This is a genomic window from Actinacidiphila yanglinensis (assembly GCF_900107965.1).
Taxonomy (GTDB): Bacteria; Actinomycetota; Actinomycetes; order Streptomycetales; family Streptomycetaceae; genus Actinacidiphila; species Actinacidiphila yanglinensis.
The window spans coordinates 40,354-62,591 of the sequence record NZ_FNVU01000006.1; the positions used below are offsets into that span (position 1 = coordinate 40,354).

The 22,238-nt window shown below is 73.9% G+C and carries 13 protein-coding genes; 1 reads left to right on the top strand and 12 read right to left on the bottom strand.

The features are described 5' to 3' along the window. Positions 1-3: 3 nt before the first annotated feature. From C4U44_RS15265 to C4U44_RS15305, 9 genes are all read right to left on the bottom strand, one after another. Positions 4-837: an SDR family NAD(P)-dependent oxidoreductase gene (locus C4U44_RS15265; protein ID WP_103886349.1), complete on the bottom strand. Its 834-nt coding sequence runs from the start codon at positions 835-837 to the stop codon at positions 4-6. Positions 838-950: 113 nt separating this feature from the next. Beyond that, a complete protein-coding gene (locus C4U44_RS15270; protein ID WP_235032103.1) occupies positions 951-1,820 on the bottom strand; it encodes an NAD-dependent epimerase/dehydratase family protein in 870 nt (289 codons plus the stop codon). Further along, positions 1,814-5,896, bottom strand: a complete 4,083-nt coding sequence (locus C4U44_RS15275) for a fibronectin type III domain-containing protein (RefSeq protein WP_103886350.1) — start codon at positions 5,894-5,896, stop codon at positions 1,814-1,816. Before C4U44_RS15275 ends, C4U44_RS15270 begins: the two co-directional genes overlap by 7 nt. Further along, the gene (locus C4U44_RS15280; protein WP_200823268.1) at positions 5,893-6,849 is read right to left on the bottom strand and encodes a carbohydrate ABC transporter permease; all 957 of its coding nucleotides are present in this window, start codon (positions 6,847-6,849) and stop codon (positions 5,893-5,895) included. The genes C4U44_RS15275 and C4U44_RS15280 overlap by 4 nt, the downstream gene beginning before the upstream one ends. After that, positions 6,846-7,745, bottom strand: a complete 900-nt coding sequence (locus tag C4U44_RS15285) for a carbohydrate ABC transporter permease (RefSeq protein ID WP_200823269.1) — start codon at positions 7,743-7,745, stop codon at positions 6,846-6,848. Before C4U44_RS15285 ends, C4U44_RS15280 begins: the two co-directional genes overlap by 4 nt. Before the next feature lie 39 nt (positions 7,746-7,784). Next, positions 7,785-9,131, bottom strand: a complete 1,347-nt coding sequence (locus tag C4U44_RS15290) for an ABC transporter substrate-binding protein (protein WP_103886351.1) — start codon at positions 9,129-9,131, stop codon at positions 7,785-7,787. A gap of 70 nt (positions 9,132-9,201) precedes the next feature. Next, positions 9,202-10,503: an enolase C-terminal domain-like protein gene (locus tag C4U44_RS15295; protein ID WP_103886352.1), complete on the bottom strand. Its 1,302-nt coding sequence runs from the start codon at positions 10,501-10,503 to the stop codon at positions 9,202-9,204. A 97-nt stretch (positions 10,504-10,600) separates the two neighbouring features. Next, entirely contained in the window at positions 10,601-13,510 is a 2,910-nt protein-coding gene (locus tag C4U44_RS15300) for a sugar-binding protein (protein ID WP_103886353.1), read from the bottom strand. A 27-nt stretch (positions 13,511-13,537) separates the two neighbouring features. Beyond that, the gene (locus C4U44_RS15305; RefSeq protein ID WP_160145036.1) at positions 13,538-15,481 is read right to left on the bottom strand and encodes a glycoside hydrolase family 36 protein; all 1,944 of its coding nucleotides are present in this window, start codon (positions 15,479-15,481) and stop codon (positions 13,538-13,540) included. Positions 15,482-15,825: 344 nt separating this feature from the next. On the opposite strand from C4U44_RS15305, the gene C4U44_RS15310 reads away from it, so the two are divergent. Beyond that, on the top strand, positions 15,826-16,758 hold the full coding sequence (locus C4U44_RS15310) for an SMP-30/gluconolactonase/LRE family protein (RefSeq protein ID WP_160145037.1): 933 nt from the start codon (positions 15,826-15,828) through the stop codon (positions 16,756-16,758). Between the two features lie 43 nt (positions 16,759-16,801). Here the strand turns inward: C4U44_RS15310 and C4U44_RS15315 are convergent, their stop codons facing one another. The 3 genes from C4U44_RS15315 to C4U44_RS15325 all read right to left on the bottom strand — a co-directional run bounded on the left by C4U44_RS15315 (position 16,802) and on the right by C4U44_RS15325 (position 22,187). Continuing rightward, positions 16,802-17,869, bottom strand: coding sequence for a LacI family DNA-binding transcriptional regulator (locus C4U44_RS15315; protein WP_235032104.1), 1,068 nt, complete (start codon positions 17,867-17,869; stop codon positions 16,802-16,804). 87 nt (positions 17,870-17,956) lie between these two features. After that, positions 17,957-21,013: a glycoside hydrolase family 2 TIM barrel-domain containing protein gene (locus tag C4U44_RS15320; protein ID WP_103886357.1), complete on the bottom strand. Its 3,057-nt coding sequence runs from the start codon at positions 21,011-21,013 to the stop codon at positions 17,957-17,959. A gap of 145 nt (positions 21,014-21,158) precedes the next feature. Further along, entirely contained in the window at positions 21,159-22,187 is a 1,029-nt protein-coding gene (locus tag C4U44_RS15325) for a LacI family DNA-binding transcriptional regulator (protein WP_103886358.1), read from the bottom strand. Positions 22,188-22,238 lie beyond the last annotated feature (51 nt).

Consider the following 22,238-nt stretch of genomic DNA (forward strand, 5'->3'; position numbering starts at 1 on the left):
CGGTCAGCCTCCCAGCGGGGGTTCGGGGGCGGCGCTCGGCAGCGCGACGGCGAGCGAGGCCAGCAGTCCGCCGTCCACGGACACGTCCACGCCGGTGACGAACGCGGCGCGGGTGCCGGCCAGGAAGGCGATCACCTCGGCGACCTCCCGCGGCTGCGCGATCCGCCCGAGCGGGTGGTCGCGGCCCCAGTCGTCCAGCAGGCCGCGCACCGCGCCCTCGCTGCCGTCGGTGAAGAGTTCCGCCGAGCGCCGCAGCATCGGCGTGTCGACGGAGCCGGGGCAGACCGCGTTGACCCGCACGCCGTACGGTGCCTCGTCCACCGCCATCGAGCGCACCAGCGCGTTCAGCGCGCCCTTGGCCGCGGTGTACGCGGCCACGTTGGACTGCGTGGCGCGTGCCTGCACCGAGGAGACCACGACCACCGAGCCGCCCGTCGGGCTGCGCCGCAGGTGCGGCACGGCGGCGCGGGCGGCCAGGAACACCCCCTTGACGTTGACGGCGAACACCTCGTCCCAGGTCTTCTCGTCGGTGTCGGCCACGGTGCCGTAGCGCTGGATGCCCGCCGAGGTCACCAGCGTGTCCAGGCCGCCGAATTCCCGGACGGCCCGCTCCACCGCGCCGGCCACCGCGGCCGGGTCGGAGACGTCGGCGACCACCGGCACCGCGCGCCCGCCGGCCGCCGTGATCGCGGCGACGGTCTCGTAGGTGCCCGCCGCGTCCAGCGCGCTGACCGCGACCGCCGCGCCGGAGGCGGCCAGCAGTTCCGCGGCGGCCCGGCCGATCCCGCTCGATCCGCCGGTCACCAGCGCGACACGGCCGGCATGTTCCTCACCCATGCATTCCCTCTCCCGATCCGATTCCGGCCACGTACCCGATGACCCCGAGACCCCGATGACAACGTTGTGCGCCGCCGGGCGGCCCGTACACCCCCACGACGGATCTGCTGCCCTCAACCGAGCGGCATGGTGCAGAAGTTGCCACCGACCCGGACGTTGCGTGCGGCGGCCGGGTCGAACTCCGCCGCGTCGAACGCACCGGAGTCGAGGAGGGCCGCCCGGTGGTCCTCGGCGTCGTCCCGGGGGTGGTAGCCGATCGCCTCGCCCTCCGCCAGCGACCACCAGCGGCGGGTGTTGCGGGAAATCCCCCACAGCACCCGAAAGCCGGCCGGCTCCGCCCGCAGGCACGCCTCCACCAGCCGGCCCGCGTCGTCGGGCGACAGCCACGCGGCCAGGTCCTCCGGCGCGCGCGGCAGCGGCCGGAACGCGCCGATCCGCAAGCACGACACGTCGATGCCGAACCGGCTGTGGTGCAGCGACCCGAGCGCCTCCATCGCGGCCTTCCCGACGCCGTAGTACGTGTCGGGGCGCGGCGCGGTGTCGGCGGGCAGGTCGGCGCGCGGGTCGGCGCGGGCCGTGGCGTCACGGACCTCATCGGCGCCGGCCGCGTCGTCGCGGGTGCGGAACCCGGCGGCGTGGATGCTGGAGGCGAGCACCACCCGCGGCACCCGGTGACGGCACGCCGCCTCCAGCACCCGTTGCGTGCCGTCGATGTTGACCTCCGTGATCCGCTCCCAGGACTCCTCCCCGGCGAGGCCGCCGAGGTGGACCACCGCGTCGACGGCCCGGCACGCGGCGTCGATCGCGTCCGGGTCGGTGAAGGAGGCCCGGACCACCTCCACGTCCTCGCCCTCCCCGGGCGGCGCGATCTCCGCGACGTCCAGCAGCCGCAGGACGCGCCCGGGTCGGGCCAGCCGGGGGCGCAGGGCCCGGCCGATGCGGCCGGCCGCGCCGGTGACCAGGACGCGCTCGCGGGTCACCATGCCCGCTCCCGTCCTCCGGTGTGGTCCGGCAGCCGGGCCGGCGCCTGCTGCTCGTCGTACGGCGGCGGGGTCGCCGAGGCGGCCGCGTACGGCGGCTGGTTGTAGGTGTGGTGGCGCCGGAAGGCGAGCTCCACCGGCGGGTACCAGTGCCGCCAGCTGCCGGGATCGGTGTCCGTGGCGGGCGACAGCGGACCGAGGCCGTTGCCGTTCTCGGCCGCCACCGCGTACTCGTGCACCGGCGCCCGCGCGGGGACGGCCTCGCCGGGATCGCCGGGGGCGGGCACGGTCCCGGGCACCTGGTCCACGAACTCGAAGGCCGTGCCCGCGAAGACCTCCTCGTATCCGGCGTCGCCCCTGCGCCGCCGGTACAGCCGGTAGCGGGCCGCCCCGAGCACCTCGCCCCAGGTGGCGGTCACGGTGCCGGCGCCGAGCCGGAGCCGCAGTCCGTCCGGCGGGTCGGGGGCGCGGCTGGTGGCGTGGACCGGGTAGTCGGCGCCCGGGGCGCCGCGCCGGTCGGCGTTCCAGGCGCTGACCCGCACGTGGTACGTGGCGCCGTCGGCCAGCCCGTCGAGCCGGCCGGGTCCGCCGGTGGTCTCCCCCGCCGCCGTCCACGTCAGGCCGCCGTCCGCGCTGAGTTCGAGCAGGTAGCCGTCGGCGGCGGCGACGGGGATGAAGTGCACCACCGCGCCGCCGGGCACGGTCTCGGTGCGCACCACCTGAGGGGGCATCGGCTCCGGCCGGCCCGCGGTCACCTCCCAGCGGTGCCGGCCGCGCGGCAGTGCCATCCGCAGCGTGTCGTGCGAGGCGGCGAGCGGGGGCGGCGCGGCCCCGTCGATGTGGAAGCGGGCCCCGTCGCCGAGCCCGCCGGGCAGGTGCAGGGTGACCGCGCTGTCACCGGGCGCGTCGTACACACCGCTGATCGCGCCCGGGTCGCGGTAGCCGAGGCTGATGCCCAGGTCCGGGTCCTCGGTGGTCAGCAGGACGTCCGCGGTGCCCACGGCGCTGCCGTGGAAGAGCGTCAACTCGCGCCTCCCGTCGTCGAACAGCCGGATCGCCCCGGCCGTGCCGGTGAAGCGCAGCCCGTCGTCTCCGGCGAACTCCACCTGCCTCGGCTCGTAGTGCGTCGCCGCCTGGTGGCGGAAGACGTGGTCGAGGCTGTGCGGGGTGCGGACCGTGACGCCCCACGGGGTGCTGCTCGCGGGGGCGACGCCCAGGTCGTCGCGGTGGCTGACGACGGCCAGCGTGCTGCCCCCCGAGCCGTCGGCGCTGCCCTCCAGCCGCACGCCGCGGGTGATACCGGTGGCGAACGTGCCGTCGAGCGCGCCGTCCTCCCGCACGCCGCGCACCACATGGATGAACGGCATCTCCTCGGGGAGGTGGCCGTAGCTGTTGGCGTCGTGGCCGGTCGCCTCGGTCAGCACCGACCACGTCCACACCATCCGCTGGCCGGGCGCGACGGCGTCGTACGTGACGAGGTAGTCGCTGCCGACGAGCAGGACGCTGCGGCCGAGGTGGAGCGCGCCGACCGGGCCGTCCGGGTCGGGAACGATCTCGGCGTACTGCGCCCCGCCCAGGTCGTACATCGGCCGGTCGAGGGTGTGGCCGCCGATGCCGCGGAAGGCACCGTCCTTCCACACCGCGCAGGAGGTGGCGAAGGTCGCGTCGGGCACCCGGCGGTCGCCGGCGTCCTCGGGGCCGTGGCCGCTGTAGGAGCGGCCGCCGGCGTAGTAGTAGAGGTGGCCGTTGCCGTTGCCGTCGGCGATCCCCCAGCGGTAGTTGGGGCCGGGGTCGACCTGCTGGAGGAAGACCGCGACCTCGCTCGGCCGGTCGACGTCGGCGCGCAGGGTGACGCCGTAACCGGTGTACTTCGCGCTGCGCAGCCGGGGGTTGGTGCCGCGGTTGCCTTCGGAGCGCACCGTGACGTGCCAGGGGTCGGGCGCGTCCGGCGGGCTGTCCAGCCGCCGGGCGGTGGGGTCGCTGCCCCACATCAGGTGCTCGGCGACCAGCGGGCGGAAGCGGTGCAGCGCCTCGGCGAGCAGCCGCATCTCGACGGGCGGGCGCCGCGGCCAGAACGCGTGCGCGCCCTGCGCGGGATGCAGCCGGCGCAGCTCGCCGGTGCCGGTGACGTCCACGGGCGCGGTCAGCGCGTTGACCAGCCAGTCGCCGAGGGCCGCCATCTCCGGCGTGGCCATGCGGTTGCGCCCGTCGGCCTGCCGTCCCAGGAAGTTGCCCTGGGCGGCGGGCCGCAGGTAGGCCCAGACGTAGGTGGACAGGCTCTCGGTCCAGCGGCCGGGCCGGGCGCGGCGGGAGGGCAGCGCCGGGCGGGTGTGGAAGACCCCGGACAGCTCGCAGAACTTCTCGAACCGGTCCAGCCACTCCCCCGCGGCCTCGTGCTCGGGGAAGAGCCAGGCCAGGCAGGCCAGCGCGGCCTTGCCGTCGGCCAGGAAGTTGGGGTGCCCGCCGAGCATGCGCCGCAACGGGCCGATCTCCTCGCCCGCCGAGACGTACCCGGTGAGCAGCAGCAGGGCGTCGACGCGCTCGCGCTGCCGGGCGTCGAGGCGGTCGGCGAACCGGTCGTAGCCGTCCAGCAGCCGGTCGTAGAGCGGGCGCTGGCCGATGTTGAGGTAGCCGGCGAGGTCGTTCACGCCGTTCGCGATCAGCCGCGGGCCCTCGGGGCCGTGCAGCAGCGCGTCCACGAACTCCTCCGGGCCGGCGAACTCACCCTCCTGGCAGAGCGGTTCGGGGCGCTTGCCGCTGTAGGTCAGGCGCCAGTCCTTGACCCGGTCGAGGCTGAGCGTGCCCTGCCAGTGGTGCAGGTGGCGTACGTACGTGGACTGGTGGGCGATCCCCCGCTGGTCGCGCAGCACCTCCAGGTCGCGGGCGTGGTCGTGGAAGGCGATGCCGGTGCTGCGCGTGCCGGTGCGCAGCGGCCAGGTCCAGTGCAGGACGCCGTCGTGCCGGAACCGGATCTGGAGGGTGTCGGCGGAGGCCCAGCCGGCGTACTCATGGTCGTCCCAGCCGGCGTGGTCGCGGATGAACACGCCCATGGCGTCGCCGCCGTCCCTGTCCCAGAACGCCGCGTGCGGCCTGACGCCCCAGGCGTAACTCGGGGCGTAGGGGCCGACGGTGAAGGCCATCCGCTCCCGCGGCCGCTCCCGGCCGCCGGGTCCGGAGAACGACGGGTCCTCGCCGCTGTCGCCGACGACGATCGGCTCGTCGATGCCGAGCCAGTGGTAGCGCTCCGGCGAGCCGGGGGCGGCGTGGTCGGCGGCGTCCTGCGAGAAGGGCCAGGCGGAGGAGAACCGGTGGGTGGGCGCGCAGCCCTCCCAGTTCAGCTCCCAGGCGGCGCCCGCCGCGTCGAACCTGGTTGCCTCCTCGGCCAGTTCGACGAAGTCGCAGCCCTGGAGGACGCGTACGGTCGCGGTGTACCGCGCGCCGCCGGTGAAGCGGTAGTCCAGCCGGTGCGTGACGAACAGCGGTCCGTCCTCGACCCGTTGGACGTCGAGACGCTGGAGGCGCTCGGCTCCGGCGCGCAGCACCGACCGTCCCACCCAGCCCCGCCCGCGGTCGAGTCGGCGGATCGGGCCGGGCACGTCCGCGGTCGTGGAGCGGCGAGGGGACGGCAGCCGGACCCGCAGCGGGCCGCCGTCCACCACGATGTCCGCGCCGTCCCCTTCGTGGGTGACGGTGACGGGCGGGTCGGGCGCGGCCAGGGGCAGCGCCGGGTCCGCGCGCAGCGTGAACGCGTGCTGCCCGCCCGGGGGGAGGTCGGCGAAGAAGCAGACGGTGGCCGCGGCCAGGTGCTCCCCGGCCCCGGCAGCGTCCCCTGCCTCGGCCCCGCCCCCCGCGTCGGGTTCCCCCGGGAACCGCACCACCCGCGCGAGTTGGAACGGCACCGGCGCGCCCGTCCCGTCCAGCAGCCGGAGCTGCTCCGCACGCACCGCGGGCGCCGCCCACCGCACCGGGTAGTGCAACAGGGTCCTGGGCCAGGAGAACTCGGGATGGGCGAGCGGGTCCCGGAGCAGGAACCGCACCTCCTCGCCGCCGGCCGGCCACTCGGTGACGCGGGCCGTCACGCGCCCCCTCCCGTCTCGGCGCCGCCGGCACCGGACGCGCCGGGCGCGACGCCCTGGGTGCCGAAGGACGCGCCGCCCGCGACGCCTTCGACCAGGTAGCGCTGGAGCAGGATGAACAGCACCATGATCGGCGCGGCCACGATGAAGGTGCCGGCCGCGATCAGCGGCCAGTTCTGCGAGTACTGGCCGAAGAACGAGTAGAGCCCGCGGGTGACCGGCCACAGCGCGGAGTCGGAGAGCATCACCAGCGGCAGGATCAGGTTGTTCCAGCCGTGCACGAAGCCGAAGATCCCGAAGGTGGCCAGCGCCGGTTTCATCTGCGGCATGACGATCGTGAAGATGAACCGGATGTACCCGCAGCCGTCCAGCGCCGCCGCCTCGTCGATCTCGCGCGGGATGCCCTTGATGTAGCCGACGAAGAAGAAGAACCCGGCGCCGGACAGGCTGGTCATGATCAGGTACCCGATCAGGCTGTTGTACAGGTGGAGGGTGCGGGCCTCGATGAACAGCGGGATCAGGCCGCCGGGCAGGAAGCCGGAGAAGATGAAGAACGTGTAGAGCCCGTTGGAGTACTTGAAGTAGCCCCGGGAGATGGGGAAGGCGAGGAAGACGCCGAGGACGAGCGTGATGGCGTCGGGGACGGCCGCGTAGATCAGGCTGTTGACCATCTCCCGGCCGAAGTGCCCCTGCTGCCAGGCCGCCGAGAAGCTCTCGGTGGTCCACGGGTGGGGTGTGCCGGTGGGGTCCTGCAGGAAGCCGGTGTACGTCTTGAACGCCTGGAGCAGCACGTAGACCAGCGGCAGGGCGAACAGGCCGGCGGCGATGGCGAAGCAGAGCAGGTTCACCCCGGCCGCCCTGGTCCGCGCGCCGCTCACCAGCCGGCGCAGCATCGGGGCCGTGGCCTGCGGCGCCTCCGGGGCCTTCGGCGCCTTGGTCATCTGGAACGTCGTCACAGTGCCACCTCCCGCCGGCGCAGCACGTACAGCAGGCCGCCGCCGATCACGATCGTCAGCACGAACTGGAGCATCGCCAGCATCGAGCCGTAGCCGAGCTGGCTGTCGCTGCCGAACGCGGCTTGGAACATGTAGAGCCCCAGGGTCTTGGTGCCGAAGTTGCCGCCGGTCAGCACCAGCACCAGGGCGTACTCGCCGAGCGTGGCCATGGTGGTGAGGAAGACGTTCACGGTGGTGGCCGAGGCCAGCAGCGGCCAGGTCACGTGCCGGAACACCCGCAGCCGCCCGGCGCCGTCCATGGCCGCGGCCTCGTAGACCGAGCGCGGGATGTTCCGCAGCCCGGCGATGTAGAGGAGCATCGAGTAGCCGGAGAACATCCAGACGTTCACCATCATCACCAGCAGCAGGGCCAGTGAACTCGACCCGAGAAAGGCGGAGTTGATGCCGAACAGGCTGTGCACGACCTTCTCCGCCGGTCCGGAGTAGGGGTCGAGCATCAGGGAGAAGACCGCGCCGACCACCGTGACGGAGAAGATCTGCGGCATGAAGATCAGCGCCCGGTAGAAGGTGTAGGAGCGGCCGCTCCGGTTGAGCAGCAGGGCGAGCCCGAGGCCGATGGCGTTCTGCAGCACGGTCACGCCGACCACGTAGATCAGCGTGACCCGTACCGCGCTCCACAGCTGCGGCAGCAGGGAGGTGAAGGCCGTGTGGTAGTTGCACATGCCGCAGTAGTTCAGTGGCGTGCCGGGGAGTCCGGAGTACCTGGTGAACGAGTAGAGGATGGTGGCCAGGGACGGGTAGAGCCCGAACATCAGCCAGCCGGCTCCCGGTATCGCGATGCTGGCCCAGGGGATGAACCGCCGCGTCCGTTGGGTTCCGAAGGGACAGCGTGCCACGCCGTGCCTCCTTCCTGATTCGTGGTGGGGCGGCGGGGGTCAGCCCTTGACCGACTTGCGGTACGCGGTGGCCGAGCGGTTGAGGATGGTGTCGACGCTGTCACCGCCGATCGGCTTCAGCTTGTAGAAGTCGGGCCCGGCCGCGTCCAGGGGCGCGCCCGCGGGCACCCAGGGGTTGGCGAGCTGCTGGAAGGCGCCGTCCATGTGGCCGTTGAGCCAGTCCATCCAGTCCAGGCCGGTGTTCTGCACCGCGGGCTGGGTGGAGACCGAGCCGGTCAGCTTCAGCCACTGCTGGTAGTTCTCCGGCTGGGAGAACATCGACAGCCAGTCCATCGCCAGTTGCCGGTGCTTCGCGCTGGTCGGCACCATCCAGGTGAGGTCCGGGCGCAGCGAGACGCGGTTGGCCGAGGCGGTGTCGGTGCCCGGCATGGTGAAGAAGCCGAGCTTGAGGCCGGGGTTGGCCTTCTGGATGACCGCCCCGTCCCACGAACCGTCCAGCAGGAACGGGTAGTCATTGGCGCGTGCCGCCCAGACGCCGGGCGCGGTCAGCTGGGCGACGCCCGCCGCGTTCGGCTCGATGTACTTCATGACCTGCTCGTAGCGCGCGGACGCGTCCTGGTAGACCGGGTCGGTCCAGGACTGGGTGCCCTTCCAGAACGCGTCGGCCCGGTCGTCGGACACCTTGACCGAGTCGGCGGCGGGCTTGCCCGCCATGAGCGCCTGGTTCTCGACGCCCTGCCACACGCCGCCCTGCATCCCGTCCTTGCCGGACACAAAGATCGGGGTGACGCCGGCCTTCTTGAGCTGCGCGCAGTCGTCGACGAACTCCTGGAACGTGGTCGGTACGCTCAAGTGGTACTTGGCGAGGAGGTCCTTCTTGTACCAGATCGCCCCCGCGGCGGCGTACTGCGCGGCCATCACGCCGTACACCCCGCCGCCGTGCCCGACCGCGGCGGCCTGCTCGGTCGCGTCGTAGTTCTTCATGAACGGTTCGTTCTTGAGGTCCACCAGCTGCCCGGCCTGGATCAGGGCGGCGGCCCCGGCGGGCTTGAGGCTGGTGTAGCTGGGGGCGAAGCCCGCCTGGGTGGGCGCGGCCAGGCCCAGCACGTCGACGGACTTGGACTGCAGCAGGCTGTTCCACAGCGTCCCCCAGGCGCCGTTGGAGGTGGGCGCCTGCTGGATCTTGACCTTCACCCCGGGGTGGGCCTTCTCGAACTTGGCGTCGAGCTGCTCGGTGAACTGGATGGCGCCGGGGTTGGTCCACTCCGCGACCGTGAGGGTGGTGGTCGCGCCACCGCCGCCGGACGAGGAGGAACTGCAGCCGGTGAGGCCGAGCGACAGGCACGCGGCCGCGGCCAGCAGGGTGACGGATGTACGGGATCTCATGCGGGTTGCTCCTTGGGTGAGGCGGCGGGAAGAGGGGGAGGCGGGGTGCCGGGCCGAGCGGGGCTTCGGGTCAGGGGCGCTGGAGGGCGCCGTCGGCCCGCCGGGGCGGTTTCCATGCCTGACCGGGCAGCGCCGCGGGCCGGGGCGGGTACTTGTGCGCGAGGTGCTCGTCGAGGTCGACGCCGAGTCCGGGGCGGTCGCTCGGCCACAGGTGGCCGTCGCGGATCTCGGGGCACCCGGGGAACACCTCCTGCGCGGCCGGGCCGAACAGGTGCTGCTCCTGGATGCCGAAGTTGGGCGCGGCCATGTCGAGGGCGAGGTTGGCGGCGTGGCCGATCGGCGAGACGTCGCCCGGGCCGTGCCAGGCGGTGCGCACGCCGAACAGCTCGCAGGTGTGGGCCAGCCGCCAGGCGGGGGTGATGCCGCCGATGGCGGAGACGTGCACGCGGATGAAGTCGCACAGCCGCTCCTGGACGACCGGGCGGTACTCCGCGGGGTTGGTGAACAGCTCGCCGATCGCGATCGGCGTCGAGGTGCGGCCGCGCAGCACCCGCAGCCACTCGATGTCCTCCGGCGCGACCGGGTCCTCCAGGTAGAACAGGTCGTACGGTTCCAGGTCCGCCGCGATCCGCACGGCGTCGGTGGGGTGCACCCGCTCGTGCACGTCGTGGATCAGCTCGACCTCGGGGCCCGCGTGCTCGCGCAGGTGCGCGAACAGCCCGCGGACCGCGCGCCGGTAGGCCGCCGGGTCCCAGGCGTCGGCGGTCAGCGGCCGGTGGGCGCCGACCGCGGCAGCGGCGGCCGGCGCCCCGTAGGTGCCCGCCCCCGGCACGGCGACCTGGCAGCGCACGTGCCGGTAGCCCTCGGCCATCAGGGCCAGCACCTCGTCGGTGACCTCCTCGGGGTCCCGCCCCGCGGCGTGCGCGTACAGCGGCACCGCGGTGCGGCAGCGCCCGCCGAGCAGTTGCCACACCGGCAGCCCGGCCTGCTTGCCCTTGATGTCCCACAGCGCCATGTCCACGCCGGACAGGGCGTTGTTGAGCACCGGGCCCGAGCGCCAGTAGCCGCTCACGTGCAGGGTCGACACGATGTCGGTGATGTCGGCCGGGTCGCGCCCGACGAGCTGCGGCGCCAGGTACTCGTCGACCGCGGTGGCGACCGCCGCCGCGCGCTGGGTGAAGGTGGCGCAGCCGAGCCCGTAGAGCCCGGGCTCGCTGGTGTCCACCCGCACCACGACGAGCGTGGTGCCGGCCGGCGCGGTCAGGATGGTCCGTACGCCGGTGATGCGGACGCCGGACGGCTGCGCCCACGGCGGCTCGACGGGCTCGGGCGCCGGCGGCGGTGCGCCGGCATCGGCTGCGGGGTCGCTCACGGGAGGGGCTCCTGGTTCTGGGACGGACCGGACGGGTCGGGCGGGTCAGGCGGGTCGGGCGGGTCAGGCGCGCGGGGGTTCCCGCGCCGGGTGCGGCTCAGCGGCCGATGCCCCAGCGGGTGTCCACGCGCCCGCCGGCGAACTGGGCGCCGGTGCCCCAGAACGGCGCGAAGTTGTAGCAGCCCGAGGTCGGGGGCTCCGCGGTGGTGGTCGAGTAGGTGGCGCCGTGGCCGCCGGTGCCGGCGTCCGTCACCTGGACGGCGAACGTCGCCGGGGTGACGGTGCCGGGGCGGGCGGCCCGTACCGCGGCGGCCAGCTCGGGCAACTGGCTCCAGGCGAGCGCGATCTCGTACCGGGTCTGCTTGCCGGTGTCGTCCCGGGAGACCAGCACGCGGCCCTCGGTGCCGCTGTCCGGCTTCGCGTCGAGCGGGCCGAGCGGGGTGGGGAGCACCGCGTTGGTCGGGTAGAAGGTCTGGTAGTTGGTGCCGGGCGCGAGTTGCCGGTGCAGTTCGGAGACGCCGCCGGTGGCCAGGGTCGCCACGTACAGGTGGGAGATCGACCGCAGGCACTTCTCGTAGTGCGCGTCGCCCGCGAGCAGGTCCTCGGTCTTGTCGGCCAGCGCGTCGAAGGCCAGCTGGACGCTGTCCGCCTGGAACGGGAAGAGGTACGCGTTGCTGGTGAAGGGCACGTGGGACAGCTGGACGTCGTCCTCGACCACCGCCCGGACGTACAGGAAGGCGTGGTCCCAGGCGGCCTGGAACGCGTAGGACCTGGTGTCACCGGCCGCGGTGGTGCTGGTCATCGTCACCGGGACGACGTCGTTCCACTGGCTGGCGCTGCCGCCGACGGTGATCGAGCGGAAGGGCAGGTAGGCGACCTGGACGTCCTGTGTCCCGGTCTGCTGCAGGTCCGGCCGTCCCGGCACCGTGACCGCGTAGCCGACGGGGTAGCGGTTCTCGTCGACCGCCGTGCAGGCCCTGACCGGGAAGCTGAGCGTCCTCGACTCCCCGGGGGCGAGGTCCACCACCGGCGACACCGTCGGCGCCACCTGCCAGCCGGACGGCGGGGTGATCCGCAGTTGCGCGCCCAGCCGCTGCGGCGAGACGTTCTCCACCCGGGCCTCGATGGTGGTGGTGGTATCCAGCGGTTTGGTGAAGGACAGCAGGCTGACCTTCACCGGGGTGCTGTAGTCGAAACTCGCACCCTTGGTCAGCACCGCCTTGAGCGCGGCGGGGCTCAGGTCGCTGTCGAAGTACAGGACCTCCCACGGGTTCAGCGGGAGGGTGACCCGAGCGGAGCGGCCGTCGGCGAGCCGGCGTCCGAGGTAGTCGTAGACGCGGATGCCGCGCGCGCCGTCCAGGGTGAGTGTGCCGGAGTAGCCGGCCGCCTGGTGCTGCTCGGTGCCGTCGTAGAGCTGGTCGGAGTAGACGGCGGCGCGGCCCTTGCCGTCGGTGCCGCGGAAGAGGAAGCCCCAGGTGGACTTGGCGTCCGGGTAGAGCTCGCCCTCCATCCGGGAGTCCTCCAGCAGGCCGGTCATGGTGGCGTAGGCGACGACCGCGGGCTTCGGGGTCCTCGTGGTGTAGTCGTAGATGTCGAAGTCGTCGCCGGAGTACGCCTTGTCGTAGGACAGCGAGAACCAGAAGGCCCGGACCGGGGAGCCCTCCTCGACGCCGGCGAGCATGTGCAGCAGGTACGTCGGGGCGACCGTGCGGGCCACGCCGTAGGGGGCCTGGCCGGCCGGCACGTCGGTGAAGTTGAACTCGGCGTTGCCCAGTTCGGTCTGCCACTGGCCGCCGCGGCCCTTGCTGCGCGACGACTGCCGGTCCAATTTGATCTGGGTCTTGGTCATCGCGTACTGCGTCGGGTCGGGGTAGCCGTAGGCGTGGTTCACCGAGCCGTCGATGTAGCCGGTGTCCTTCGACCCCTGGGCGTACACGATGTCGCGGTTGTAGGTGACCGATCCGCCGCCGATCAGATTGACGTCGGGGAAGTCCGGCTTGACCCGGTCCCAGATGAGCTTGCACATGTCGCGGTAGTCCTGCGCGTCGCCGGTCATCCAGGTCCAGCCGTGCACCCACGGCTCGTTCCACAGCTCCCAGTTCTGCACCAGGTCCTGCAGCGGCGCGATGGAGTGGTAGACCATGTCGGCGTGCGCGGCCAGGTCCTTGGGCCGGTTCTGGTAGAGCAGCACCGGCTTGCCGTCCGGGCCGGGCTCGACGTTCCAGGACATGTTGTAGTTGATGCTGCCGAGGGCCTCGATGCCGTAGCTGTTCCACTCCTGGACCTCGGCGCGGGCGGCGTCGATCGCGGGCTGCTGCCAGAACACGCCCGGCGCGGGCGAGACGGTGTCCGGTTCGACGGCGACGATGCCGCGCGTCCACTTCACGCCGATGCGCTGGGCGATCTGCTTGGTGATGACCGGCGACGACTCCGACCGGATGCCCATCCCGAACGACGAGTCCGGCCGCCGGTCCGCGATCGTCGGGCGGATCACGCCGAGCCCGAGGGTCTGGTCGAGCAGCGGGGCGGCGGCCGGGTCGCTGCCGGTGACGGTGACCTTGACGGCGTAGAAGTCGGGGTCGAGGGAGCCGAGCGCGATGGTGGTGGTGCTCGCGGTTCCCGCGGCGGCGGTGAACGCGGTGGTCCCGCCGCGGATCGCGGCGCCGAGGCGGGCGGACACCGACCAGGTCACCGAACCGCTCAGCGGCGTCGTGGGGTTGAACACGACCAGCAGGGCGGGGGTCGCCGGGGCGTCGCCCCCGACCGGGTAGAGCCCGGTCGGGTCGGAGAACCCGGCGGCGACCACGGGCACCGCGGCGGCCGGTGCCGCGGCGCCCGCGGGTGCGGCGGCCTCGGCGGCCGGCGCGACACCCCAGTCCAGGGCGCCGGCGGCCGCGGCGGCGGCCATGGTGGCGGCGCCGTAGCCCATGACCTTGCGGCGGGAGATCTCTGCGGGGGCCGGCGCTGCCGGGGTGGAACGGTCGGATCTGGCGGGGCTGTCGGTCACGGTCGGTCCTCTTCCGTCGTCGGCTCTTCAGCGCGGTGATGCGTCGGGGGACTCCGGCCTGAGGACGCACAGGCCGGAGGGGGGAACGGCGATCCGGGTGAGTCCGGGGCCCAGCGTCCGCGGGTCCGAACCCGCGGGCCGGCCGCAGGCGTCGAAGGCCTCGCACCGGACGCGGACGCCCGGTCCTTCAACGTCCAGCGCCACCTCGGCGGCGGCCGTGGAGTTGACCAGGGCCACCTCGGTACGGCCCGCCAGGCGGATCGGGGCGATGCGGTGCTCGGCGTAGTAGGCGATGACGGCGCGCGGTCCCAGGCTCGCGGTCACCGTCTGGTGGAGCAGGTCGGGACGACCGGTCCACAGCTCGCCGCGGGTCAGGACGTCGCGGTGGGTGCGCCAGAAGTCGAGCCAGAACACCGTCATCGCGTGCTGCTCGGCGGGCAGTCGGGCCAGCTCGACCGAGATCTGCGGGGTCGCGAACAGGGCGGAGTGCAGTTGCCGGGCCGCCGCCTGCGCCGGGGCCCCGGGGTCCCACATGAGCATGTCCGAGTGGACCGCGGCGGTCCCGGCGAGCACGCCGACGTCCAGGGTGCGCACCCGGTTGGCCGTGGCGTCGGCCGGGCAGTCGGCGGCCCGCAGCAGGTTGCCGAAGCCGTGCATGCCGGGGCCGGTGTAGGGCTGCCGCAGTTCCACCAGCAGCTCGTCGCCGCGCAGCTCGCGCAGCCGGTCCCGCAGCTCGGTCAGCAACTCCCGCACGGCCAGGCCGACATCGGCCCCGGGCCCGGCACCGGACACGGTCCCGGGTCCGGCGCCGGCGGCCGCTTCCGGAACGGTGCCGGCACCGGTGGCGACGTCGGTGCCGGCGTCCGTGGAGGCACCACCGCCGGCACCGGCGCCGTCATCGCTGCCGGCCCCCTCGCCCGCCCGGTCCGCGTACGCCGTCGCGAAGTCCAGGAAGTCGATCTTCAGCCCGTCGAGCCCGTAGCGGCGCACCAGCTCGACGCAGGAGTCGACGGCGAACCGCCGCGCCTCCGGCCGGCGCGGGTCCAGCACCCGGCAACCGAGCCGGTCGATGGCGTGCGGCGCGAACGCGGCCATCTCCCGGTGCGCCGCGGTGCGTTCGCCGACCAGCAGCGGGGCGATCCACGCCACGTAGCGCAGTCCCATGCCCTGCACGGCCTTCACGTGCGCGGCGAAGTCCGGGAACTTCACCGGGTCCGGTGTCCAGTCGCCGCTGCCGGAGTAGCCGGCGCCCTGCGCGTGCCGCTGCCAGCCGTCGTCCAGCAGCAGCACCCCGCAGCCGGCCGCCGCGGCGCGTTCGGCCTCCGCCTCGACCCCTTCGGCGGTCACGTCGCGGTGCATCGCGTACCAGGTGGAGTACGCCGGGGTGCGGGCCGCGTCGGGGGTGGGCAGGGCGCCGCCGTCCGGCAGCCCGCGGGTCAGCGCGCGTACGGCGTCGGCCCAGGGGCGGCCGGGCGGTTGGAGGCGGATCCGGCAGGACTCCCCCGCGCGCAGGTCCATCGCGAGCCAGACGCCGAAGCGGCCCGAGTCCTCGCCGACGCCGAACCGCAGCCGGGTGGTGGCCGCGAGCCGGTCGGACCCGAAGGCCAGCAGTGTCCGGCCCGCCGTGTCGTAGAGGCAGCCCAGCGGCGCGGAGTCGACCAGGCCGACCGTGCGCCACGGGTTCGCCCAGTCCGCCACCAGGTGGCGGTCCCAGCCCGCCCCCGGGTGCCAGTAGCCGGCGGCGTCGCCGAGCGGAACGTCCAGGCGCAGCACGGTCGTTGCGGCGCCGCCGGCTTGTACGTGCAGCACCGGGAACGGGCCGGCGTCCGCCGCGGCCCCCGCGTCCGCCCCCTCGCCGGCGGGCTCGACGCTCAGCCGCGCGCCGTCCGTCAGCAGGCTGACCCTGGCACCCTGCACGTGCAGCGCGTCACGGGCGACCCACAGCCGTGCCGGGTCGGCGAACTCGGCCATCACCACTCCTTTCCGCGGTGCGGGGACAACCCCGGTCCCGCGAGACAACGTTGGCCAGCGACCCGGACAGCAGGAACCGCACGGGCCTTCTCCGGAGAACGACAGGCATGCCAGGGCACACACCATGGCCTGACCAGCAGTTGAGGACTTCGTGCCTGGTCAGAAGCGCCATGGCACCTGTCGGATCGTCAACCGCGCACGATGGCAGGAGGATTCGGGCCAGCGCACCGGCCCGGCCGTCCTCCTCGGGCGGTCGTGCTGAACCCTAGCCACGCGAGACAACGTTGCCTAGAGTTTTCACCCGAGTCACAGAGAAATCTCTTCGTGAGGACCGGAGGACGCCCGTGTCACCAGCGAGTTCGCTCCCCGCCCCGGAACTCTTCGCCCGCGGGCGCGCCGCGGTCGGCGAGGGTCCCGTGGTCGACCACCGCACCGGCGAGCTGGTCTGGGTCGACATCCCGGCCGGCGTGCTGGTCCGCAGCCCGCTCGGCGCCCCCGGCTCCCCGTCGGTCGCGGCCCGCGTCGGCATGAGCCTGGGCGCGGTCGCGGTGCGCGACCGGGGCGGGTATGTCGCCGCCGTGGGCGCGGGGTTGGGGGTGATCGGCCCGCCCGGCACGGCAGGCGGGACGGGTCCGGGCGCGGGCACGGACGCGGGCGGCGGGTCGCTCGCGCTGACCGTCGTCCACCCGGTGCTGCCCGCGCCCGACCTGCGGATGAACGACGCGAAGTGCGACCCGGCCGGCCGCTTCTGGGCCGGCAGCACCACCCTCGCGTTCGCCGACGGCGGCGGCGCGCTGCACTGCTGGGACCCGTCCGGCGGGGTACGCACCGCGCTGCGCGGTCTCACCCTGCCCAACGGTCTGGGCTGGAGCCCGGACGGCAGCCGGTTCTACCTGGCCGACAGCGTGCGGCGGGTGGTGCTCACCGCACCCTTCGACCCGGCGGACGGACGGCTCGGACCGGTGCGCGAACTGCTGCGCTGGGACAGCGCCGACGGCATGCCGGACGGCCTGTGCGTCGACCAGGACGGCTGCCTGTGGATCGCGGTCTGGGGCGCGGGCGAGGTCCGCCGCTACGACCCGCGGGGCACGTGCCTGGCCGTCCTGCGGCTGCCCGTCTCGCAGCCGTCGTCCTGCGCGTTCGGGCCGGACGGCACGCTCTACGTCACCTCGGCGTCGGAGGGCCTGCGACCTGGGACGGAGCCGCTCGCGGGGTCGGTGTTCGCCCTGCCGTGCACGGCCTTTCGCGGGGTGCCGGCGGGCACGTTCGCGGGATGAGTCCGCAGCCAGGGCGGGTCCCCGCGGCCGGCCGCGGGCCGGCTCAGTCCCGTGCCGGGGCGGGCGGCGCCGGGCGGACCGCGCCGCTGTGCTCGACCAGGGTGGTGGGGATGACCACCGTCCGGGGCCGCGACGCGTCGCCGCCGATCCGCTCGAAGAGCAGCTCGGCGCCGATCCTGCCCATGGCGCGCGCGTCGTAGGACACCACGGTCAGCGGGTACGCCATCAGTCCGGCGGTCTCGAAGTCGTCGAAGCCGACCACGGCGACGTCCCGCCCGAGCCGGTTCAGCGCGCTCAACACGCCCAGCGTCAGGCGGTTGTTGAGCGCGAACAGCGCGGTCGGCGGCTGCGGCCCGGTGAGCATCTCCTCGACCGCGGCCTCGGTGTCGGGCACATGGTGCAGGCCGAACCGGATCAGGTCGGGCCGGTACGGCGCCCCGGCCCGCTCCAGCGCCGCCTCGGCCGCCGACAGCCGCTCGGACATCGGGTGGATGCTCAGCCAGTCCGACAGCACGCCGATCCGCTCGTGCCCGCGGGCCGTCAGGTGCTCGATCGCGGAGCGCGCGCCCGCCGCGTTGTCGATCAGCACCGTGTCCGCCCGCACGTTGGTGGGCGGCCGGTCCAGGAACACCGCGGGCGTGCCCATCTCGATCTCGGTGCGCAGGTAGACGTGGTCGGCGGTGCTGCCGGCGGGGACCACCAGCAGCCCGTCGACGCGCCGCTCGCACATCTGCAGCAGGAGCCTGCGCTCCCGGTCGGCGTCCTCCTCCGAACTCGCGGTGATCAGCAGGGTGTCGTTCTCCAGGGCGCACTGCGCCGCGGCCGCGGCGATGCCCGCGTAGAACGGGTTGGCCAGGTCCTCGATGAGCAGGCCGACGGTGGCGGAGGTACTGCGGGTGCGCAGGTCACGGGCCATGCTGTTGCGCCGGAAGCCCAGCCGCGCCACCGCCGCGCGCACCCGGGCGGCCATCTCCGGATCGACGGTGGACACGCCGTTGACCACCCGCGAGACGGTCTTGAGGCTGACGTCGGCCTCGCGGGCGACGTCGGTCATCGTCGGCCGCCGCGGGGCGGTCGCGCTCCGGTCCTGGTCCTGGCTGGATGTGCTCACGTGATGGTCCCCTCGGCAACATGGCGCCGAGAGTTCGGCCAACGTTGTCTCGTCGGCCCGATCATACATCCGCCGGGATCGGGGGTGTCACGCTATGCCGTGGTCCACCTCCGTCCCGACCGTGCCGAAGCCGAGCGTGAAGCGGGCCGGAACGGCGGCCAGTTCATGCCGCGGCTGGAGGGGCGGGCCGCACGAGGCACTGCCCAGGCCGTGGTGTTCGAGGTCCAGGTTGAGGTGCGTGCGGCCGTCGGGCCGCAGGTCGGAGGGGTGCCGGGCGGCCGCCAACTCCCCGGTGGACCAGGGCTTCGCGGTGAGGTCGAACCACGGGCTGCCGGTGATCTCCAGTCCCGGGCCGTTCTCCCCGGCGGGACCGGCACCCGTGATCCGGGCCCACCGCACATGGCGCCGGTTGCCGTTCTCCTGCGGATACACGTACGGGGTCTGCATCGCGGCGACAGTGCTCGCGAACCGCCCCACGCGCACGGCCTCCTGGCTGTCCCGGTAGGACTCGCCGGGTCCGAGGCCGAACCAGCTCACCCGGTCGAGCGCGGCGGGCAGGCTCATCGCCACGCCGAGCCGGGGCAGCGGGACCGGCCAGGGCGCGGCCGGCGCGGTGTCCACGGTGAGCACCAGCCGGTTACCGGCCGCGGTGCTCCAGTGGTAGTCCGCGAGCAGCGCCAGGTCCAGGCCGGCCGGCGTGATCCTCGTGCGGACCGTCAGGCCCGCCTCGCCGGCCGCGATATCCAGGACCTTGTGCCGCAGCCGGTGCAGGCCGGCCCGCCGCCACGCCTCCAGCAGGGGCGAGCGGCGGTCGTTGTCGATCGGGGCCCGCCACAGGTCGACGCGCGGCCCGTCCAGGACCAGGCCGCCGAGGCGGACCAGGGTGCCGGTCACGGTGTCGAACGCGCCGGCGCCCAGCGTGACGGTGCTGCCGCGGCGCCGGACGACGGGTGCGGTCGCTGCCGGCGGGGTGGCCGCCGGGGCCGCCGACCCTGGTGTGGGGGAAGGGACTTCGCCGCCGGGCTGCCCGGTGCGACGGGTGCTGCCGGCGTCCGGGGTGAACTGCGCCCAGGCGACGGTGTGTCCGGCCGCGGCCCACGGCTCGTCCGCGTCGAGCCGCGCGGTCACGGTCAGCCAACGCTCCCCGGGTCCTGCCGTGTCCAGTGCCTTGAGCAGGGTCTCGGGCCAGTCCGCCCGGCCGCTCCCGCCGGCCCTGGTCGCGGTGACCTCCCACCCGCCCTCGCCCGCGTGCTCGCCGTCCACTTCGAGCAGCCAGGTCCACCGCAGGTAGCCGGTGTCGCGGGTGTGGTGCAGGTTGCGCACGTCGATGCCGCCGCCGTCCACGCGGGCGGTGATCCGGACCGGCTCGATGACCTTCGCGTACTCCAGCAGTCCCGGCGACGGGGTGCGGTCGGGGAACAGCAGGCCGTCGGCGACGAAGTTGCCGTCGTGCACCGGCTCCCCGAAGTCGCCGCCGTAGGCGTGGTGGAGGGTGCCGTCGGGGCCGCGCCGGGCGATGCCGTGGTCGATCCACTCCCAGACGAAGCCGCCGGCCAGCCGCGGGTGCAGCTCGAAGAGCTCCTGGTACTGGCGCAGCCCGCCGGGGCCGTTGCCCATCGCGTGGGCGTACTCGCAGAGCAGGAACGGCATCGCGCGGCGGCGGGCGTCGTTGGCGGGGTCGCCGGTGCGCGGCTCCTGCCCGACGCCGATCGCGGCCACCACCGGGTAGTCGGCGTACATGGCCGAGTACAGGTCGGTGGAGGCGCAGTCGTCCCACTCGCCCTCGTAGTGGATGAGCCGGTCCGGGTCGCGCGCGCGTATCCACGCGGCCATCGCGGTCAGGTTCTCGCCCACGCCCGACTCGTTGCCGAGCGACCAGATCACCACGCTGGGGTGGTTCTTGTCCCGCTCGACCATGCGCTCGGCGCGGTCGAGCAGCGCGGGGCGCCATGCGGGAGTGGCGGCGGGGTTGCCGCGCCAGCCGTTCTCGGAGAAGCCGTGGGTCTCCAGGTCGCACTCGTCGACCACCCACAGGCCGTACTCGTCGCAGAGGTCGAGGAAGGCCGTCTCCGGCGGGTAGTGGCTGGTCCGCACGGCGTTGACGTGGTGGCGCTTCATCAGCAGCACGTCCGCGAGCATCGTCTCGGGGGTGAGCGTCCGCCCGCTGACCGGGTCCCACTCGTGCCGGTTGACCCCGTTCAGCAGCAGGGGAGCGCCGTTGGCCGTCAGCACGCCGTCCTCGACCGCGATGCGGCGGAACCCGAGGCGCAGCGGGACCCGTTCGCCCGCCGCCACGAGCTCGCCGGCGTACAGCCGCGGCTGCTCGGCGCTCCAGGGCGTGATGCCCGGCAGGGTGTACGGCCCGGCCGGATCGGCGTCCGTGATGCCGAGTTCGGGCATGCTGAGGCGGGCCTCGCCCTCGACGTCGATCCGCAGGGTGCCGGCCCCGGAGCGGTGGTCGTAGTCGGCGTGCACGAAGAAGTCGGTGATCCCGCCGGCGGGCCGGGCCAGCAGCCGCACCGAGCGGAAGATCCCCGACAGCCACCACATGTCCTGGTCCTCCAGGTACGTGCCGGCGGACCACTGGTGCACCCGGACCGCCAGCACGTTGCGCCCGGGGCGCAGCACGTCGGTGACGTCGAACTCGGTGGGCAGCCGGCTGCCCTTCCCGTCGCCCAGCGGTCGCCCGTTGAGCCAGACGGCGAAGCAGGAGTCCACCCCCTCGAACCTCAGGACGGCCGCTCCCCCGCCGAATCCCTCCTCGACCTCGAACGTGCGGCGGTACTCCCCGGTCGGGTTCTCGTCGGGCACCCGCGGCGGGTCGACGGGGATCGGGAAGGTGACGTTGGTGTAGGCGGGCGCGCCGAAGCGGCCGGGGCCGGGGACGCCGTCCATCTGCCAGCTCGACGGCACCGCGATGCGGGTCCAGCCGCCGGCGTCGGAGGGTGCGAAGGAGGGGTCCTCGAACCCGGTGGTGAGGTCGTACGGCCCGGCGGCGAGCCGGAAGCTCCACCGGCCGTCCAGGTCGAGCGCGGATGCGTCGGAACCGAACGACGCGCGGGGCCGCAGCCGGCCGTTGCCGGGCGAGACGTCCTCGACGTAGGCGCAGGAGTCCGGACGGCTCCGGCTCTGGGCATGGTCCATCGGTGCGGCGGTCCTTTCCGGGGCGGAGGGGTGCTGCCCGTGCGGACGGGCGGGCGCGGTACGGGGATCACGGTGCGGGGTCGGGGTGGGCAGTCGCAGGCGTACGGGCTCGCGCTCGGGCTCGGGCGTACAGGTGGGGGCCGGTTCAGCGGGCGGCCCCCGGCGGCGCCGTCGACGCGCGGACCTTGAGGGTGCTGGGCATGACGTGCTCGCGCTGCGCCGGGGCCCGCCCGTCGAGCAGGTCGAGCAGGATGCGCGCGGCCCGCCGGCCGACGTCCACGCTGTGCAGGCTGACGCTGGTCAGCGACGGGTCGACGAGGTCCGCCGCCTCGGTGTCGTCGAAGCCGGCCACCGACACGTCCGCGGGCAGGGCGTGCCGGTGTGCGCGCAGCAGGCGCAGCGCGCCCAGCGCCATGCCGTCGTTGAAGGCGAAGATCGCCGTGGGCGGGTCGGCCCGGGCCATCAGGCGCTCCGCCGCGGCGTAGCCGGAGCCGGCGGTGAAGTCGCCGTGCTCCATGAGGTCGTCGGGGACGTCGCGGTGGGCGTCGGCGAAGGCGCGGTGCAGCCCGCGCAGCCGCGCGGCCATCGCGAGCCCGTTCTCCCGCGGGCCGTTGACCACCGCGATCCGGCGGTGCCCGAGGGCCAGCAGGTGCTGGGTCACCGCGTAGGCGCCGCCCTCGTCGTCGGGGTGCACGCTGACGAGGTCCTCGGCGGTGTAGCCGATCACCACCGTCGGGTAGCCGGCGGAGCGCAGGACGGTCAGCGACTCGCCGCCGGCCCCGGCCTCCACCAGCAGGCCGTCGACCTGGCGGCGCTGCACGAAGCGCCGGTAGGCCGAGGACGGATCGTCCGGCACCTCGCGGGTGGACAGCAGCAACCCGTAGCCGCGCGTGGTCAGTTCCTGGTCGGCGCCCTGCACCAGGCGGATCAGGTGGTCGTTGGAGAAGGCGAAGCCGGGGTTGTGCGGGAGGACGAGGCCGACGACCTCGGTACGGCCGCTGGCCAGGGCGCGGGCCCCGGCGCTGGGCCGGTAGTCGAGCAGGCGCATCGCGGACAGCACCCGGTCCCGGACCGCCTCGGTGACGGTGGGGTCGGCGTTGATCACCCGGGACACCGTCTGGTGGGAGACGCCTGCCTCGGCCGCGACGGTCCGCAGGGTCGGCCGGTCGGACACGCGGGACCTCGATTCTCAGTGACCGTTCACATGACAGTGTGACGCATCCTA